Annotated in this window: 18 protein-coding genes; 16 read left to right on the top strand and 2 right to left on the bottom strand. The window is 57.7% G+C overall.

All coding sequences use genetic code 11. From position 1 onward, the window contains the following. Positions 1 to 51: 51 nt before the first annotated feature. The 8 genes from ACN1CO_RS09520 (at position 52) to mlaA (ending at position 6,588) form a co-directional block, all read left to right on the top strand. A complete protein-coding gene (locus tag ACN1CO_RS09520; protein ID WP_419138740.1) occupies positions 52 to 792 on the top strand; it encodes a heme ABC transporter permease in 741 nt (246 codons plus the stop codon). Then, positions 789 to 1,022 carry a heme exporter protein CcmD gene (gene ccmD / locus ACN1CO_RS09515; protein ID WP_419138739.1) on the top strand — a complete coding sequence of 78 codons (234 nt, stop codon included), beginning with the start codon at positions 789 to 791 and terminating at the stop codon, positions 1,020 to 1,022. The genes ACN1CO_RS09520 and ccmD overlap by 4 nt, the downstream gene beginning before the upstream one ends. Next, positions 1,019 to 1,504 (top strand): cytochrome c maturation protein CcmE, encoded by a 486-nt coding sequence (gene ccmE, locus ACN1CO_RS09510; RefSeq protein ID WP_419138738.1) that lies wholly within the window; start codon positions 1,019 to 1,021, stop codon positions 1,502 to 1,504. Before ccmD ends, ccmE begins: the two co-directional genes overlap by 4 nt. Continuing rightward, a complete protein-coding gene (locus ACN1CO_RS09505; protein ID WP_419138737.1) occupies positions 1,501 to 3,459 on the top strand; it encodes a heme lyase CcmF/NrfE family subunit in 1,959 nt (652 codons plus the stop codon). Before ccmE ends, ACN1CO_RS09505 begins: the two co-directional genes overlap by 4 nt. After that, positions 3,456 to 4,013 carry a DsbE family thiol:disulfide interchange protein gene (locus tag ACN1CO_RS09500; protein ID WP_419138736.1) on the top strand — a complete coding sequence of 186 codons (558 nt, stop codon included), beginning with the start codon at positions 3,456 to 3,458 and terminating at the stop codon, positions 4,011 to 4,013. The genes ACN1CO_RS09505 and ACN1CO_RS09500 overlap by 4 nt, the downstream gene beginning before the upstream one ends. Further along, positions 4,010 to 4,462: a cytochrome c-type biogenesis protein gene (locus ACN1CO_RS09495; RefSeq protein ID WP_419138735.1), complete on the top strand. Its 453-nt coding sequence runs from the start codon at positions 4,010 to 4,012 to the stop codon at positions 4,460 to 4,462. Before ACN1CO_RS09500 ends, ACN1CO_RS09495 begins: the two co-directional genes overlap by 4 nt. After that, positions 4,462 to 5,673: a c-type cytochrome biogenesis protein CcmI gene (gene ccmI, locus ACN1CO_RS09490; RefSeq protein ID WP_419138734.1), complete on the top strand. Its 1,212-nt coding sequence runs from the start codon at positions 4,462 to 4,464 to the stop codon at positions 5,671 to 5,673. Before ACN1CO_RS09495 ends, ccmI begins: the two co-directional genes overlap by 1 nt. Positions 5,674 to 5,823: 150 nt before the next feature. Beyond that, positions 5,824 to 6,588: a phospholipid-binding lipoprotein MlaA gene (gene mlaA / locus ACN1CO_RS09485; protein ID WP_179895182.1), complete on the top strand. Its 765-nt coding sequence runs from the start codon at positions 5,824 to 5,826 to the stop codon at positions 6,586 to 6,588. Positions 6,589 to 6,674: 86 nt separating this feature from the next. Here mlaA and fadL read toward each other — a convergent pair whose 3' ends face one another. Next, positions 6,675 to 7,958, bottom strand: coding sequence for a long-chain fatty acid transporter FadL (fadL, locus tag ACN1CO_RS09480; protein ID WP_419138733.1), 1,284 nt, complete (start codon positions 7,956 to 7,958; stop codon positions 6,675 to 6,677). A gap of 358 nt (positions 7,959 to 8,316) precedes the next feature. Between fadL and ACN1CO_RS09475 the strand changes: the two genes are divergently transcribed. From ACN1CO_RS09475 to sixA, 4 genes are all read left to right on the top strand, one after another. Continuing rightward, positions 8,317 to 8,613: a YfcZ/YiiS family protein gene (locus ACN1CO_RS09475; protein WP_419138732.1), complete on the top strand. Its 297-nt coding sequence runs from the start codon at positions 8,317 to 8,319 to the stop codon at positions 8,611 to 8,613. A gap of 157 nt (positions 8,614 to 8,770) precedes the next feature. Then, entirely contained in the window at positions 8,771 to 10,081 is a 1,311-nt protein-coding gene (fadI, locus tag ACN1CO_RS09470) for an acetyl-CoA C-acyltransferase FadI (protein WP_419138731.1), read from the top strand. Then, a complete protein-coding gene (gene fadJ, locus ACN1CO_RS09465) occupies positions 10,081 to 12,177 on the top strand; it encodes a fatty acid oxidation complex subunit alpha FadJ (RefSeq protein WP_419138730.1) in 2,097 nt (698 codons plus the stop codon). The genes fadI and fadJ overlap by 1 nt, the downstream gene beginning before the upstream one ends. Before the next feature lie 224 nt (positions 12,178 to 12,401). Next, positions 12,402 to 12,884 carry a phosphohistidine phosphatase SixA gene (gene sixA / locus ACN1CO_RS09460; protein ID WP_419138729.1) on the top strand — a complete coding sequence of 161 codons (483 nt, stop codon included), beginning with the start codon at positions 12,402 to 12,404 and terminating at the stop codon, positions 12,882 to 12,884. Positions 12,885 to 12,914: 30 nt separating this feature from the next. Here the strand turns inward: sixA and smrB are convergent, their stop codons facing one another. After that, complete coding sequence (gene smrB / locus ACN1CO_RS09455) at positions 12,915 to 13,463, bottom strand: endonuclease SmrB (RefSeq protein WP_419138728.1); 549 nt, start codon at positions 13,461 to 13,463, stop codon at positions 12,915 to 12,917. Positions 13,464 to 13,622: 159 nt separating this feature from the next. On the opposite strand from smrB, the gene prmB reads away from it, so the two are divergent. From prmB to ACN1CO_RS09435, 4 genes are read left to right on the top strand one after another with little or no spacing between them, the layout of a single operon-like run. Further along, positions 13,623 to 14,555, top strand: coding sequence for a 50S ribosomal protein L3 N(5)-glutamine methyltransferase (gene prmB, locus ACN1CO_RS09450; protein ID WP_419138727.1), 933 nt, complete (start codon positions 13,623 to 13,625; stop codon positions 14,553 to 14,555). 45 nt (positions 14,556 to 14,600) lie between these two features. Further along, positions 14,601 to 15,686, top strand: coding sequence for a chorismate synthase (gene aroC / locus ACN1CO_RS09445; RefSeq protein WP_419138726.1), 1,086 nt, complete (start codon positions 14,601 to 14,603; stop codon positions 15,684 to 15,686). A 4-nt stretch (positions 15,687 to 15,690) separates the two neighbouring features. Further along, positions 15,691 to 16,515 carry a penicillin-insensitive murein endopeptidase gene (gene mepA / locus ACN1CO_RS09440; RefSeq protein WP_419138725.1) on the top strand — a complete coding sequence of 275 codons (825 nt, stop codon included), beginning with the start codon at positions 15,691 to 15,693 and terminating at the stop codon, positions 16,513 to 16,515. Positions 16,516 to 16,523: 8 nt separating this feature from the next. Next, complete coding sequence (locus tag ACN1CO_RS09435) at positions 16,524 to 17,327, top strand: sulfite exporter TauE/SafE family protein (protein ID WP_419138724.1); 804 nt, start codon at positions 16,524 to 16,526, stop codon at positions 17,325 to 17,327. Positions 17,328 to 17,332 lie beyond the last annotated feature (5 nt).

Here is a 17,332-nt window from a genome sequence, read left to right as displayed (position 1 = left end):
GCGCGTAAAAGACGCGGCAATACTCTTTTATCGTTAATGTGAGCATTTGATATGTGGAAAGCGTTACATCAGCTGGCCAGGCCCGAACGGCTCTATCAGTTTTCGGGACGTCTGGTTCCGTGGTTCGCCATCGCCGGGCTGGCGGCGTTACTGCTGGGCTGGGTCTGGGGATTCGGCTTTGCTCCTGCTGACTATCAACAGGGCGACAGTTTCCGCATCATGTACATTCATGTGCCTGCCGCGATGTGGTCGATGGGCATTTATGCTTCAATGGCCATTGCCGCCTTTATCGGCCTGGTGTGGCAGATGAAAATGGCCGACCTGGTCTCTGCTGCCATGGCTCCGGTGGGCGCGGTCTTTACCTTTATTGCGCTGGTCACCGGTTCCGCATGGGGTAAGCCGATGTGGGGCACCTGGTGGATCTGGGATGCGCGTCTGACCTCGGAGCTGGTGTTGCTGTTCCTTTATATGGGCGTGATCGCGCTTTATCACGCTTTTGATGACCGCCGCACCGCAGGCCGGGCCGCCGGAATTCTGATTCTGGTCGGCGTGGTCAATCTGCCGATCATTCACTTCTCGGTGCAGTGGTGGAACACCCTCCATCAGGGCTCGTCAGGCATGCTCCAGCAGGCGATTGCGCCGGTCATGCGCACGCCGCTGCGCTGGTCGATCCTCGGTTATCTGCTGCTGTTTATTACGCTGATGCTGATGCGACTACGCAATCTGATTCTGTTAACCGAGCGTCATCGTCCCTGGGCGATTGATGTGGCAAAGCGGGGAGAGCCGTCATGACGCCTGCTTTTTCCTCCTGGCACGCCTTCTTTGCGATGGGAGGCTACGCCTTCTACGTCTGGCTGGCAGTTGCCTGCACGCTGCTTCCACTTATCAGCCTGACGCTGCATACCCTGTTGCTGCGCCGTCGCCTGCTGGCTGAGATCCGCCAGCGTGATGCGCGGGAACGTCGCATCCGTGCGGCGAAATCGAAAAAAGCCGCGGCTGAAGCGGCAGGAGAGACACTGTGAATACCCGTCGACGCAACCGCCTCTATGCGGCAGTGGCGATTCTGCTCGGCCTCGGCCTGGCCACCGCGCTGGTCATGTATGCGCTGCGCTCAAACATCGATCTGTTCTATACCCCAGGCGAAATCCTCTACGGTAAAGGCGAAGCGCACGAGAAGCCGGAAGCGGGCCAGCGGCTGCGAGTCGGTGGCATGGTAATGCCCGGCAGTGTCCGGCGCGATCCGAAGACGCTGGCGGTGTCGTTCAAACTTTATGATGCGCGCGGCGTGGTCAGCGTCAGTTTTGAAGGCATCCTGCCGGATCTGTTCCGGGAAGGGCAGGGCGTTGTCGCGCAGGGCGTGCTGGCGGCGGGCAACCAGGTGATCGCCAAAGAAGTGCTGGCGAAACATGATGAGAAATATACGCCGCCGGAGATTGAAGACGCGATGAAGAGTAATCACACCGGCCCGCAGTCGTTGTATCAGGCGGGAAATAAATCATCATGATGCCCGAAATCGGAACCTTTCTGCTCTGCCTGGCGCTGGGACTTTCCCTGCTGCTGAGCAGCTATCCATTGTGGGGCGCCGTGCGCCAGGATGCCCGCCTGATGGCGATGGCACGTCCGCTGGCCTGCGGACTGTTTGCCTGCATCGCGGCGGCGTTTGCGCTGCTGGTCTGGGCTTTTATCAGCAACGATTTTACCGTTGCCTATGTCGTCACGAACTCCAATAGTCTGCTGCCGGTTTACTATCGCATCGCCGCCACGTGGGGCGCGCATGAAGGATCGCTGCTGCTGTGGGTGTTACTGCTCAGCACCTGGACACTGGCGGTGGCAATATTCAGTCGCAGGATGCCGCAGGATGCACTAGCTCGCGTGCTGGCGGTGATGGGGATGATCAATCTCGGCTTCCTGCTGTTTATTCTGCTGACCTCTAATCCATTCGGTCGTACGCTGCCGGACTTCCCGATTGACGGGCATGACCTGAATCCGATGCTGCAGGATATCGGTCTGATCTTCCATCCGCCGCTGCTCTATATGGGTTACGTCGGTTTTTCAGTGGCGTTTGCCTTTGCCATCGCCTCATTAATGGCTGGACGACTTGATACGGCCTGGGCGCGCTGGTCACGTCCCTGGACGACGGCGGCCTGGGTCTTTCTGACTATCGGCATCGTCCTCGGCTCCGCGTGGGCCTATTACGAGCTGGGCTGGGGCGGCTGGTGGTTCTGGGATCCGGTTGAAAATGCGTCGTTTATGCCGTGGCTGGCGGGCACCGCCCTGATGCACTCACTGGCAGTCACTGAAAAGCGAGGCACTTTTAAGGCCTGGACCGTGCTGCTGGCGATTACTGCCTTTTCGCTGAGCCTGCTGGGGACGTTCCTGGTGCGCTCCGGGGTGCTGGTGTCAGTGCATTCCTTCGCCTCCGATCCGGCGCGTGGGATGTTTATCCTCGCGTTTCTGGTGATTGTCATCGGCAGTTCGCTGCTGCTCTACGCCATCAAAGGCGGGCAGGTGCGTGGCCGGGTACAGAATGAAACCTGGTCGCGCGAATCGTTTCTGCTGGGTAATAACGTGCTGCTGATTGCCGCGATGCTGGTGGTCCTGCTCGGCACGCTGCTGCCGCTGATTCACAAGCAGCTGGGCCTGGGCAGCATTTCGGTCGGCGAGCCGTTCTTCAATACCATGTTCAGCTGGCTCATGGCGCCGTTTGCGCTGCTGATGGGGATCGGACCGCTGGTGCGCTGGCGTCGCGATGAACCGCAGAAGCTGGCTAAACGGCTGGCGCTGGCACTGATTGTCACGCTGGCCTGTTCCGTCATCATTCCCTGGTGGCTGCAGGATCGGATTGAGGCGATGACCGTGGTTGGCCTGCTGATGTCATTCTGGATTATCGTGCTGACGCTGCTGGAACTGCACGAACGGGCCACTCATCGTCATCCGTTCTTTGCCGGTTTACGTCATCTGTCACGCAGCCACTGGGGCATGGTGCTGGGCCATCTTGGCGTGGGTGTGACGGTGATTGGCATTGCCTTCAGCACGCAGTACAGCGTGGAACGGGATGTACGGATGAAGGCGGGCGATAGCGTCGATATTCATCACTATCACTTTGTCTTCCGCGGCGTGCAGAATCTGCAGGGGCCTAACTACAGCGGCGGCATGGGCATCATTGATGTCACCCGCAACGGCAGACACGAAGCAACCCTGCAAGCGGAAAAACGCTTTTATACCGCCGCCCGCACGATGATGACTGAAGCGGCGATTGATGGCGGTTTCAGCCGCGATCTCTACGCGGCACTGGGCGAAGAGCTGGAGGATGGCAGCTGGGCCGTGCGCATCTACTACAAACCGTTTGTCCGCTGGATCTGGTTCGGAGGCGCGCTGATGGCGATGGGTGGGCTGTTCTGCCTGTTCGATCCCCGTTACCGGTCGCGCAAAAAAGCGGGAACGGAGGCGCGGACATGAACAAGAAAATCCTGTTTATTCCCCTGATGCTGTTTCTGCTGCTGGCGGCGGCGCTTCTGTGGCAGCTGACGCGCAACGCCGATGGCGACGATCCGACCCGTCTCGAATCCGCGCTGATCGGCAAACCGGTGCCGCTGTTTCGGCTGGAAGCACTGGATCAGCCAGGCAAAACCTATGACCAGCGCGTGCTGACCGATGGCAAACCGATTCTGCTGAACGTCTGGGCGACCTGGTGTCCGACCTGCCGCGCTGAACATCAGTATCTGAATTCGCTGGCGGAGCAGGGCATTCGCGTGGTCGGACTGAACTACAAAGACGATCGTCAAAAAGCCATTAACTGGCTGAACACGCTGGGCAATCCTTACGCGCTGAGCCTCTATGATGGCAACGGTATGCTGGGACTGGATCTCGGCGTCTATGGCGCGCCGGAAACCTTCCTGATCGATGGTAAAGGGATCATCCGTTATCGGCACGCGGGCGATCTGAATGCGCGCGTCTGGGATCAGGAAGTGAAACCCTTGTGGATTAAATACAGTGCGGAGGCGGGATCATGAGAACGCTGTTACTGCTCTGCGGACTGCTGTTCAGCCTCAACCTGTGGGCGACTATCGACACGCTGCAATTTGACTCGGTGACCCAGGAAGAACAGTACCGTGACCTGACCGCTTCACTGCGCTGTCCGAAATGCCAGAACAACAGCATCGCCGATTCGAACGCGATGATTGCCGCCGACATGCGGCTGAAAGTCTATGAGCTGATGAAGCAGGGCCAGAGTCGCCAGCAGATTATCGACTTCATGGTGGCGCGCTACGGCAATTTCGTCAGCTACTCACCCCCGGTCACGCCCTCAACCATGATTTTGTGGGCTGGCCCGGCGCTGTTTGCGCTGCTGGGTGGTGCGGTGATCATCCTGCGCAGCCGTCAGCGCAAAACCCGCAGTGAGCTGGATGAAGATGAGCAACAGCGTCTTAATGCGCTACTGAAGTCAGACAGGAAGCCGTAATGAGTGCATTTTGGATCACCCTTTTTCTGTTATTGCTGGCGGCCTGCACGCTGTTCATGGCGGCGGGCTGGCGGCAACGTCAGGCCAGCGCAGGCGATCGCGATCGCCTTAATCAGCGCTTTTACCATCAGCGGATAGAGGAGCTGGCGCAGGATGAAGAGCAGGGCGTCGTGGCTGAGCGTCCGCTGATGGAGCGGGAGCTACAGCAGACACTGCTGGCGGATATTCCGCCAGCACAGACGCTGCAGTCACACAGCAGCAGCCGCTGGATTCTGCTGCCGGGTCTGTTTGTGTTGATTGTGGTTTCGCTGGGGACTTATCTGAAAACCGGTGGCCTGGCACAATTCACCGGCTGGATGCAGGTGCAGCAGGCGTATCCTGAGCTGCGAGCCCGCCTGATGGACCCCGGTGCTAAACCGCTGAGCATGGAAGAACTGGCGCGTTTACAGCTCGGATTGCGTACCGCGTTGCAAACCGAACCGGATAATCTGGCCGACTGGACCATGCTGGGGCGGCTCGGCATGGTGCTGAATAATGCGGAGATCGCCAGCCAGGCGTTTGAGCATGCCTTACAGCTGGCCCCCAACGATCTGGCGCTGAAGCAGGATTATGCGGAAGTTCTGACGCGATCCTCCGATCCGCAGGATAACCGTCAGGCATCACTGCTTCTGCAATCATTGCTGAAAACGGATCCGCAAAACCTGCGGACGCTGAGCCTGCTGGCGTATAACGCTTACGGACAGCAGCAATATGATCAGGCTATCGACGCCTGGCAGACCCTGTTGGGGCTGTTGCCTGCGGGTGATAAGCGGCACGCGATGATCGCCCGCAGCATTGAAAAGGCCAGAAGTGAGGCCGGGCAGCAGAGTCGTCAGCTGGCGCTGACCGTCACGCTGACCTCGCAGGCAGAAAAAATGTTACCGCCGGACGGAGTGTTGTATATTTCGGTTTCTGATGGCGCTTCGCCGGTGCCAGTGGCGGTTAAGCGGATGCCGCTTAGCCACTTCCCGCTGTCGCTCACGCTGGATGACAGCAACGCCATGATGCCGGATCGCCTGCTGTCGGCGCAGCATCAGGTAGAGGTTCGGGTGCGAATCTCCCGCGATGGCAGCGCCAATCCGCAGCCGGGTGACTGGCTGGGTCTGAGCGCGGTGACGTCCTGGGATGGGCATCAGCCGATCGCGGTAGAGATCAATAAGCAGCTTCCCTGATCGTAAAAATTGATAACGTTAATAATGATGCGTGCCATTGCCTGCTGCCTCTGGCACAAAGTCAGCTATGCTCATCGGGTAAGCCGATTCGACACCGGGCTGTGACCTGAACGATGGGTAGACCTTTTTCATCCGCACAGGGAGATTGGAATGAATTATCGCCTGACCAGCCTGGCTGTGGCCAGCGTCCTTCTGGTGGGTTGTGCCAGTTCAAAGCCGGCGAATAGCGATCCTGCTCAGCGCAGCGATCCGTTCGAAGGCTTTAACCGCACGATGTTTAACTTTAACTACAACGTGCTGGATCCGTATGTGTTGCGTCCGGTCGCTGTCGCCTGGCGCGATTATGTGCCGGTCCCGGCACGTACCGGTTTGAGCAACTTCCTCGGCAACCTGGAAGAGCCTGCCAGCATGGTCAACGCCATCCTGGTGGGTGACGGACGTGATGCGGGTATTCACTTCACCCGTTTCTTCCTGAACAGCGTGCTGGGCCTGGGTGGTTTCATCGACGTTGCCGGTAAAGCGAACCCGGAGCTGGCGCGTGAAGAGCCGCACCGTTTCGGTACCACGCTGGGTCATTACGGCGTCGGCTACGGTCCTTACGTTGAACTGCCTGCTTACGGCAGTTTCACGGTTCGTCAGGATGGCGGTGACTACGTCGATACGCTCTATCCGATTCTCGGCTGGCTGACCTGGCCGATGTCGATCGGTAAGTGGACGCTTGAAGGGATCGAGACCCGCGCGCAGCTACTGGATTCAGATGCGATCCTGAAACAGCAGAGCGATCCGTATGCCTTTATCCGTAACGCCTACTTCCAGCGTCATGACTTCCTGGCGCGCGGCGGTAAGCTCAAGCCGGAAGATAATCCTAACGCCGCTGCGATTCAGGATGACCTGAAGGATATCGACGCGCAGTAAGCGCATCCTCACTGAGCCAGCCAGCGATCCGCAGCCACAAAAAAGGGCGACTCACCAGAGTCGCCCTTTTTGATCGTGCCCGCCAATCAGAACTTGTAGTTAAAGTTCGCGCCGTAAAGCCAGGCCTTACCTTCAGAGGTAAAGGTGTAAGGACCTTCTTTCACCGTCACTTTCTGTCCATGCATATATGAGACACCCACATCGACCGAAGCATCATCATTAAAGGCATAAGACGTACCGGCACTCAGCCATAAACGATCCTGGTCCGGGATAGAGATAGAACGCTTATCCGCCGGAACCGGGCTATCATCAAACGCAATACCGGTACGGAAAGTCCAGTTCTTGTCGTAAGAATAAGTCGTACCCAGTGCAATGCGATAGGCATCGTGGAAACTCTCATCTTTGTAGAACAACGTCTGGCCGTTAGAACCGGTGGCTTTCAGCTCCTGGAACTGACTCCAGCTGGTGTACGCCATGCTGTAGTGAACCGCCCACTGTGGTGCCACTTTATGCCAGCCTGACACTTCCCACATCTCGGGCAGATTCAGGGTTAACGCGCCCGGAACGGTGGTGCCGTTAGTACCATAAGGGACACCCGACACTTCAGGGTTATTCACCGCATTCAGCCGTGAAGAGAGGCTGCTTTTGTAATCGCCATCAAAGTCGACTTTCACTTCCGAACGATAGGTAAAGCCAAAGCGGTTATTCTCATCCACTTCATACAGGACACCGGCATTCCAGCCGTAGCCCCACTCATCACCTTTCAGATGGGCAACCTGCGTATCAGCCGGAACGCCCAGCCTTGCGCCAGATTCACCGGCATAGCGTTCAATTTTAGCTTTGGCATAAACTGCATCAAATCCGACACCCACGCTAAAATGTTCATTTAAGCGGTAAGCGGTGCTGAGATTTAAATTGCCGGTCATCAGGTCGGTCTTACCGCCGTAACCGCCAGCCGTGTAGCCATTATTAAACTCTGTTGCTAAGCCATAATTGGACGTTGCAGACGCGCCAATCCACCACTGATCATTGATGGGCTGGACGTAATGAATATTGGGTACCCACTGATTCGGCGCAATATTATCGGCATCCAGGCTGCGTCCGCTGGGACTGCGACCACTGATGTTTACATCCGGCGCAATATAAACAGCACCGATAGAAAATTCCGGGCGATCCATTAACGCCATCGTCGCCGGGTTACGGCTGGCGGATGCCGCCGTATCACCCATTGCCCCTTCGCCTGAATATGCGCGACCTAAACCAATCGTAGAAAACTCATTTAACTGAAACCCAGCTGCGTAAACGTGTGAAGAGACAAGCGCCACTGCAGCCGCCACGGCTGACTTTGCAAACAGGTTTTTATGGTTCATGACCACAACCTCATGTGAATTATTATTTAACGCTATAACGTCGCGTAACAAAGGACGGCGGATTGTAGGGACTGATGTAAAACGCACATATCAGACCAGTGCGGAGAGTATAGGTCCGACCTGTGTGCATGTTGCAATATTGTTTTTAAAATATTTCAGGTTTGATCGCTTAAAATTCGATCTGCTTAACAAAACAGCCCCGATTCTGCACAGCATACCGATTCCAGTTTGTTCTGGATCAATTTTTATTGTGATATTCGTCACTTAGAGCCATGCGCATAGCGCAACTTTCAGCGAGCAGGTAAAATTTCGGCGATAAAATCGCGCAACCGGCCAGATTGCTGGTCAGGAGAATGAAATGACTGATGCCATTAAAAAATGCAGTGCGACCGAAACCGCAGCCTGTTGTTGTGTCGATGTGGGCACAGTAATGGATAACACCGATTGCACTGCCAGCTGGTCAGAGTGGTTTGCTCAGCGTGCCGATGCAGAGGCGAAATTAGCGCAACTCACCCAGCGTGCCCGCGAGGTTGAATCGGAGCCCTGTGTGATTGAATCGCGCTTCAGCGAAGTAAATCAGGGTGTGCAGCTGGATATCGATTTCACCTTCAGCTGCCAGGCTGAAACAATGATTTTTCAGCTCGGTTTGCGTTAAGTCCCAGACGCCGCATTAATGCGGCGTTTTTCATTTTCGTGTTTCCCTTCGCACTTTTTCCTTTCCGATATTGGCGGCTCACCCGCTTGTGGTTAACACTGATCAGGTCAGACCTCTTCAGGCAATGATGCCACAGTCCCAGCCACAGGTGAGAACAATGAGCAAAGCGCAGCCGCTGCTGACGCGTGATGGTGAACGCATCGCAATAACCCACGGATTACGCACCCCTTTCCTGCGCCAGGCGACCGGCTTTCATGGCATTCCCGCCATTGAGCTGGGACGCATGGTGGTCAGCGAATTAATGGCGCGCAGTGAACTGCCGGCTGAGGTGATCGAGCAACTGGTCTTTGGTCAGGTTGTACAGATGCCGGAAGCGCCGAACATTGCGCGTGAAATTGTATTAAGCAGCGGGCTGAGTGTGAATACCGATGCCTACAGCGTCAGCCGTGCCTGCGCCACCAGTTTTCAGGCCGTCGCGAATGTGGCAGAAAGCCTGATGGCAGGCACCATCTCTGCGGGCATTGCCGGAGGCGCAGACTCCTCTTCGGTGCTGCCTATCGGCGTCAGTAAAACGCTGGCCCGCGCGCTGGTGGATCTCAACAAAGCCCGCAGTTTCGGGCAGAAGCTGCAAATCCTGCGACGGCTGCGTCCGCGCGATCTGCTGCCGGTGCCGCCCGCGGTGGCGGAGTATTCAACCGGCCTGCGTATGGGCGATACGGCAGAGCAGATGGCGAAAAGCCATGGCATCACCCGTGAGGCACAGGATGCGCTGGCGCTGCGCTCCCATCAGCATGCCGCCAGAGCCTGGCAATCCGGCGTATTGAATCAGGAAGTGATGGCCGCCTTTGTGCCGCCGTGGAAAACCGCCATCGATCAGGACAATAACGTCCGCATGAACGCAAAAGCGGAGGATTATGCCCGACTGCGTCCGGCATTTGATCGCCAGCACGGCAGCGTCACCGCGGCCAATAGCACGCCACTCACCGATGGTGCGGCCGCCGTGATTCTGATGCGAGAAGGCCGCGCCCGCGAACTGGGCATCAGCCCGCTGGGCTATCTGCGCAGCTACGCCTTTACCGCCATCGGCGTGCAGCAGGACATGCTGCTGGGTCCGGCGTATGCGTCACCGCTGGCCCTGGATCGCGCTGGCATTTCTCTGGCGGATCTGACGCTGATCGATATGCATGAAGCCTTTGCTGCCCAGACGCTGAGCAATCTGCAAATGTTTCGCGACGAGCGCTTCGCCCGTGATGTACTGAATCGTCCACATGCGCTGGGTGAAGTGAATGAAGAGCGCTTCAACGTGTTGGGCGGTTCAATCGCCTACGGTCATCCTTTTGCCGCCACGGGCGCGCGCATGATTACTCAGACGCTGAACGAATTACGCCGCCGGGGTGGCGGATTAGGCCTGGTCACCGCCTGTGCGGCAGGTGGTCTGGGCGCGGCAATGGTTCTGGAGGCCGAATAATGGAGCAGAATGCGTTTCATCTGAAGATGCGACTGGATCACGTCGGCATCATCACGATTGATGTCCCTGGCGAGAAGATGAACACCCTGAAAGCGGAGTTTGCGGATCAAATCACCGCCATCATTGCAGAAGCGCGGCGCGATCCTCAGCTGGCGGGCCTGGTGTTGATCTCCGGCAAAGCGGACAACTTTATCGCGGGCGCGGACATCAGCATGATCGATCGCTGTAAGAGTGCGCAGGAAGCCGAAGCGCTGGCAAAACAGGGCCAGGAAGTGATGGCGATGCTCGACGCGCTGCCGTTCCCGGTGGTCGCGGCGATCCACGGTGCCTGTCTGGGCGGCGGGCTGGAGCTGGCGCTGGCCTGCGATGCGCGCATCTGCTCGCTGGACGATAAAACCCGCCTGGGGTTGCCGGAAGTTCAACTTGGTTTACTGCCAGGCTCCGGTGGCACTCAGCGGCTGCCACCCTTAATCGGCGTGCAGCAGGCGCTGCCGCTGATTCTGACCGGCAAAACGCTGCGCGCTAAGCAGGCCCGTAAGCTGGGCGTGGTCGATGATGCGGTGCCGCAGGCGATTCTGCTGGAGACGGCTATCGCGCGGGTGAAAAAGGGCAAGGCCAGTAGACGCACGCTGCCGCTGCGCGACCGTCTGCTGCATGGTCCGGTGGGCCGCCAGGCACTGTTTGCGCTGGCGACCCGGCAGACTGCCGCCAAAACCCAGGGTAACTATCCGGCGGCAAATCGCATTATCGAGGTGGTGCGCATCGGACTGGAGCAGGGCAGTCGGGCCGGACATGACGCTGAAGCGCGTGCCTTTGGTGAACTGGCGATGACGCCAGAATCCGTTGCGCTGCGCGGGATCTTTTTCGCGACCACGGCTATGAAAAAGGAGCGGGGCGGAGAGGCTGAGCCCGCCGCAATTAAGAGCATCGCTATTCTCGGCGGTGGTCTGATGGGTGGCGGCATCGCCAGCGTCACTGCGATCAATGCGGGCTTGCCGGTGCGCATCAAAGATATCAGCCTGGAGGGCGTGAACCATGCGCTGAAAACCAGCTGGGAACTGCTGAGCAAAAAGGTTAAACGACGCCAGCTGACAACGGCACAGCTTCAGCAGCAGATGGCCCGTATTACGGGTGGCATCGATTATCAGGGCTTCTCACAGCGCGACGTGGTGATCGAAGCCGTATTCGAAGACCTGGCACTTAAGCAGCAGATGGTCAGCGAAGTGGAAGCGCACTGTCAGCCGCACACGCTGTTTGCTTCGAACACCTCTTCGCTGCCGATTGAAGAGATCGCCGCCAAAGCGCAGCGTCCCGAAAACGTCATCGGGCTGCACTACTTCAGCCCGGTCGATAAAATGCCGCTGGTGGAAGTCATTCCCCATCTGAACACCTCCACCGCAACGCTGGTGACAATTGTGGCGCTCGCGCGCAGCCAGGGAAAAAACCCGATAGTGGTGGCGGACAAGCCAGGTTTCTATGTGAACCGCATCCTGACACCCTATATAAATGAAGCGATGCGTTGCCTGCTGGAGGGCGAGCCGATTGAGCATATTGATCGGGCGCTGATGAAGTTTGGTTTTCCGGTCGGCCCGATTCAGCTGCTGGATGAGGTCGGTATCGACGTCGGCAGCAAAATCAGCCCCATCCTGCATCAGGCTTATGGCGAACGCTTTGCTGCGCCCGCCGCTTTTGATGCGGTGCTGAAAGATGGCCGCAAGGGACGTAAAAACAGCAAAGGCTTTTATCGCTATGACCAGCCGCGCTGGCAGCGTAAAAAACCTGACGCCTCGCTGTATACGTTGCTCAAGGTCACGCCGCAGGCCCGGCAGAGTGAAGCGCAGATTGCTGAACGCTGCGTGATGATGATGCTGAATGAGGCGGCCCGCTGTCTCGATGAGCAGGTGATTCGCTGCGCGCGCGATGGCGATATCGGTGCGGTGTTTGGCATCGGCTTTCCGCCATTTCTGGGCGGTCCGTTCCACTACATGGACAAACTGGGTGCGGCGGAAGTCGTCAACAGATTAACCCGGCTTACGCAGCAACAGGGGGAACGTTTTACACCCTGCGAAGCGCTGATTGAGGCGGCGAGAAAATAGACGAAATTTTACATTTCTGCTGAAAATGGAATAACCAATCCGATTCAGCGGCTTAGAAAAGCGCCGCAAGAATGTGCGGCGCAGCATGATTCTGAGAAGTGCTTATTTAATAAACAACCGGTTGACTATACTGAAGCCATTAGGGTAAAACACAGCGTTCATTCGCAGAGTGAAGAGTCAGACGCTACGCGTCGGGCGATGTCGACAAACAACAGCGGTGCTTTATGCAAGTTTTTATCATGCGTCACGGCGATGCGGCTCTGGAAGCAGCCAGTGATTCAGTCAGGCCTTTGACCTTATGTGGCTGCAATGAATCACGTCAGATGGCTAACTGGCTTAACAGTCAGACGCCGGACATTGAGCGGGTTCTGGTGAGTCCCTATTTACGCGCGCAGCAAACGCTCGCGACCGTGCGTGAAGCCTTTCCCCTGCCGGAAGGCCAGGACGTTCTGCCGGAGTTAACGCCGGGTGGCGATCCGGAGATGGTCGGGTGCTATCTGCAGGCCCTGGCGAATGAAGGCGTGAAATCGGCGCTGGTGATCTCACATTTACCGTTGGTGGGGTATTTAGTCTCTGAACTGTGCCCGCAGGAAGCACCGCCAATGTTCGCCACTTCCGCTATTGCCTGCGTGGAGTTCGATCCCGGGGCGAGTGCCGGTAAACTGCTGTGGCAGGTCAGTCCCAAAAAACTGGCGAAAGCGATCTGACGTCTGTGGGCCGATCACACCGGCCCCCTCTCAGGGCAACTCAGGCGGTTGCCACTCCTCAATCTCAATCAATACCAGCAGTGCGGCGTCTCCGCCGAACAGCTTCGGTGCCTGATGAAATGCCATCACCCACGGATGCTGGGCCAGCCACAGCGGCGTCTGCTGCTTCAGAATATGCTTTCCATGACCGGTCATAACGCTGGCGCAGAACAGATGTTCACGGCGACAGGCGGCGATCAGTGCGCCCAGTTCCTGCTTGGCCTGCTGCTGCGTTAAGCCGTGCAGGTCGAGGAAAATCTCCGGCGTATAATCACCACGGCGCAATTTTTTCAGCTCAAAGTGGCTGACATCGGCGCGCACGTAACGGGTTGCCCCTTCGGTAGAAAGCAGCGGCTGAAACTCATCCGAAAAGTAATGACTGTTGTCCGCCTGCTCTGAAAGCAGACGCTTTACCGGAATCTGGCGGGTTTTCACCGGCGCTTTGTGGACAAAGGTGTCCTGTTTTAACTGCCGCGTTCCCGTCATTAACTGGCGAAATAGCGCTTGATCATCCGGGCTTAGTGGCGTTTTTTTACTCATGGCAGGTCAGTCATATCAGAAAAGGCTGTCACACAGCAGAGCCGCTACCTTACCGTTAAGTGTCATTAAATGTCAGCTTTTTCACCTCGCTGCGCTGAATTCTCCCCGGCTTCATGGCACACTACTGGCCGATTTAGCAAAAGGCCTGCGGAGGGCTACGTGGACAAAATTTTCGTCGATGAGGCAGTGAACGAACTGCACACCATTCAGGACATGCTGCGCTGGGCGGTCAGCCGCTTTTCCGCTGCCGGAATCTGGTACGGACATGGCACAGACAATCCCTGGGACGAAGCCGTTCAACTGGTCCTGCCGTCACTCTGGCTGCCGCTGGATATTCCGGAAGATATGCGCAGTGCGCGTCTGACCGCCAGCGAGCGTCTGCTGATCGTTGAGCGCGTTATCCGTCGCGTTAACGAGCGTATCCCGGTCGCCTATCTGACTAATAAAGCCTGGTTCTGCGGCCACGAATTCTTTGTTGATGAGCGTGTGCTGGTGCCGCGTTCACCGATTGGCGAACTGATTGAGAACCGCTTTGCCGGTCTGGTCAGCACGCCGCCCCGTCATATTCTGGATATGTGTACCGGCAGCGGCTGCATCGCGATTGCCTGTGCCTATGCCTTCCCGGAAGCGGAAGTGGACGCCGTGGATATCTCCACCGGTGCGCTGGCCGTTGCCGAGCAGAACATTGAAGAGCATGGTCTGATTCATCAGGTCACCCCGATTCGTGCTGACCTGTTCCGCGAACTGCCGCAGCTGAAATATGACCTGATCGTCACCAATCCGCCGTATGTTGATGCGGAAGATATGGATGACCTGCCGAACGAATATCGCCACGAGCCGGAGCTTGGCCTGGCGGCAGGCAGTGATGGCCTGAAGCTGGTGCGCCGCATTCTGGCCTGTGCGCCGGACTATCTCAGCGAGCAGGGCGTACTGGTCTGCGAAGTGGGTAACAGCATGGTGCACATGATGGAGCAATATCCCGATGTGCCCTTTACCTGGCTGGAATTCGACAACGGCGGTGACGGCGTCTTTACGCTGACGCGCCAGCAGATTGTCGACGCACAACACCATTTCTCTTTTTACAAAGACTAAAAGTGGGGCGAAGCCTCGCCCGCCGAACCCTGAGAAGGAAACAGCATGGCCGGAAACAGCATCGGGCAATTTTTTCGAGTAACTACCTTTGGCGAGTCCCACGGTCTTGCGCTGGGCTGTATCGTTGACGGTGTGCCGCCTGGCATCCCGCTGACCGAAGCCGATATTCAGCACGACCTCGATCGCCGTCGTCCTGGCACATCGCGCTATACCACGCAGCGTCGCGAGCCGGATCAGGTGAAAATTTTGTCCGGTGTGTTCGAGGGTGTGACCACCGGCACTTCAATTGGCCTGCTGATTGAGAACACCGATCAGCGCTCGCAGGATTACGGCGCGATCAAAGATCTCTTCCGTCCGGGCCATGCGGATTACACCTACGAGCAGAAATATGGTCAGCGCGACTATCGTGGCGGTGGCCGCTCGTCGGCGCGCGAAACCGCGATGCGCGTAGCGGCCGGTGCCATTGCCAAGAAATACCTGCAGATGAAACACGGTGTGGTGGTGCGCGGCTATCTGTCACAGATTGGTGATATCGCCTGTGAGCTGAAAGACTGGAGCATTGTGGAAGAGAACCCGTTCTTCTGCCCGGATGCCGACAAACTGGATGCGCTCGATGAACTGATGCGTGGCCTGAAAAAAGAGGGGGACTCCATTGGCGCTAAAGTCACCGTTATGGCAGAGAACGTGCCGCCAGGCCTGGGCGAGCCGGTCTTCGACCGACTGGATGCCGATCTGGCGCACGCGCTGATGAGCATCAATGCCGTGAAAGGCGTTGAAATCGGTGACGGCTTCGCGGTGGTGAACCAGCGCGGCAGTCAGCATCGCGACGAAATCCGCCACGATGGTTTCCAGAGCAACCACGCGGGCGGCATTCTGGGCGGCATCAGCAGCGGCCAGATCATCAGCGCCAATGTGGCGATGAAACCAACCTCCAGCATCACCGTACCGGGTAAAACCATTACCCGCGACGGCGAAGAAGTGGAGATGATCACCAAAGGTCGTCACGATCCCTGCGTCGGGATCCGTGCTGTGCCGATCGCTGAGGCGATGATGGCGATCGTCCTGATGGATCATCTGCTGCGCCAGCGGGCGCAGAATGGTGACGTTAACAGCTCCGTGCCGCGCTGGTGATGGCATGAAGGCGCTCCTGCTTACCCTGAGTGCGCTGCTGATCAGCGCCTCCAGCCTGGCGGCGACGCCGTGGCAAAACATTCAGCATCCGATCAACGGTGCACCGCAGTCCATCGGTGGCTTTGCCAACGGCTGTATTGTTGGCGCGCAGTCGCTGCCGCTGAATTCACCTTACTATCAGGTGATGCGCCAGGATCAGCGGCGTTACTTCGGTCATCCCGATCTGATTCAGTTTATTCAGCGGCTCAGCACCCAGGTGCATAATCTGCAACTGGGTAACGTGCTGATTGGCGACATGGGCATGGCGGCAGGCGGGCGTTTCAGCAGCGGCCACGCCAGTCATCAGACCGGACTGGATGTGGATATCTGGCTGCAACTGCCGAAAACCCGCTGGAGCGCGCAGCAACTGCTGAAGCCGCAGCCGCTGGATTTAGTCGGGCCGGGTGATAAAAATGTGATTGCACGACACTGGCAGCCGGAAATCGACAGCCTGATTAAACTGGCTGCCAAAGATGACGATGTTACGCGCATCTTCGTCAATCCGGCGATTAAAAAGCAGCTTTGTGCCGATGCGGGTAACGATCGTGACTGGCTGCGTAAAGTCCGTCCGTGGTTCGCTCATCGTGCCCATATGCATGTGCGACTGCGTTGCCCTGCGGGCAGTATCGGCTGTGAAGATCAGCCTGCACCGCCTCCGGGCGATGGCTGTGGCGCAGAGCTGCAGAGCTGGTTCCTGCCGAAACAGCCGGGTTCTGGCGCGCCAGTGAAACGTGAGCCACCGCCGTTACCGCCTGCCTGTCAGGCCCTGCTGGATAAACATTTACTGTAAGGGATTCCATGGATTGGTTTGTGGTCAGCCCGCTGCTGGTCGGGCTGCTGTTTTTAATCGCCATGCTCGCCGGTTTTATTGATTCAATCGCGGGTGGCGGAGGATTACTTACGGTACCTTCGTTGCTGGCCGCGGGCCTCTCTCCGGCTCAGGCGCTGGCGACCAATAAACTGCAATCGGTCGGCGGTTCGTTTTCCGCCAGTCTCTACTTTGTCCGGCGTGGTGCGGTCAACCTGAATGAACAGTGGCTGAATATCGCCATGACGCTGCTGGGGTCCGTGCTGGGCGCGATACTGATTCAGCGCCTGCAGGCGGACTTCCTGCGCCAGATGCTGCCGCTGTTTTTAATCGCTATTGGCTTGTGGTTCCTGCTGATGCCGCGCCTGGGTGAAGTCGATCAGGCGCGACGCCTGCACGGCCTGGCCTATGCGCTGGTGGGCGGCGGGGCAGTGGGATTCTACGACGGGTTTTTCGGACCGGGCGCAGGCTCCTTTTATGCGCTGGCTTTCGTCACGCTCTGCGGCTACAACCTGGCCAAAGCGACCGCTCATGCCAAGGTGCTCAACTTCACCTCAAATCTTGGCAGCCTGCTGTTCTTTATCTTTGGCGGCAAAGTGGTGTGGGGAACCGGCCTGATTATGATGCTTGGCGCTTTCTGCGGCGCGCGTCTTGGCGCGCGGCTGGTGCTGAGCCGCGGACAGAAACTGATCCGCCCGATGGTGGTGATTGTCTCTGCCGTCATGAGCATTAAATTACTGTGGGATAGCCACGGCAGCGACGTTCTGGCCTGGCTGGCCACGCTGCATTCGTAACCTGA

The sequence above is a fragment of the Pantoea sp. R13S299 genome, assembly GCF_048515925.1.
Classification (GTDB): Bacteria; Pseudomonadota; Gammaproteobacteria; order Enterobacterales; family Enterobacteriaceae; genus Pantoea.
The sequence above is the reverse complement of the archived record's forward strand: the minus strand, read 5'-3'. Positions and strand labels throughout refer to the sequence as shown.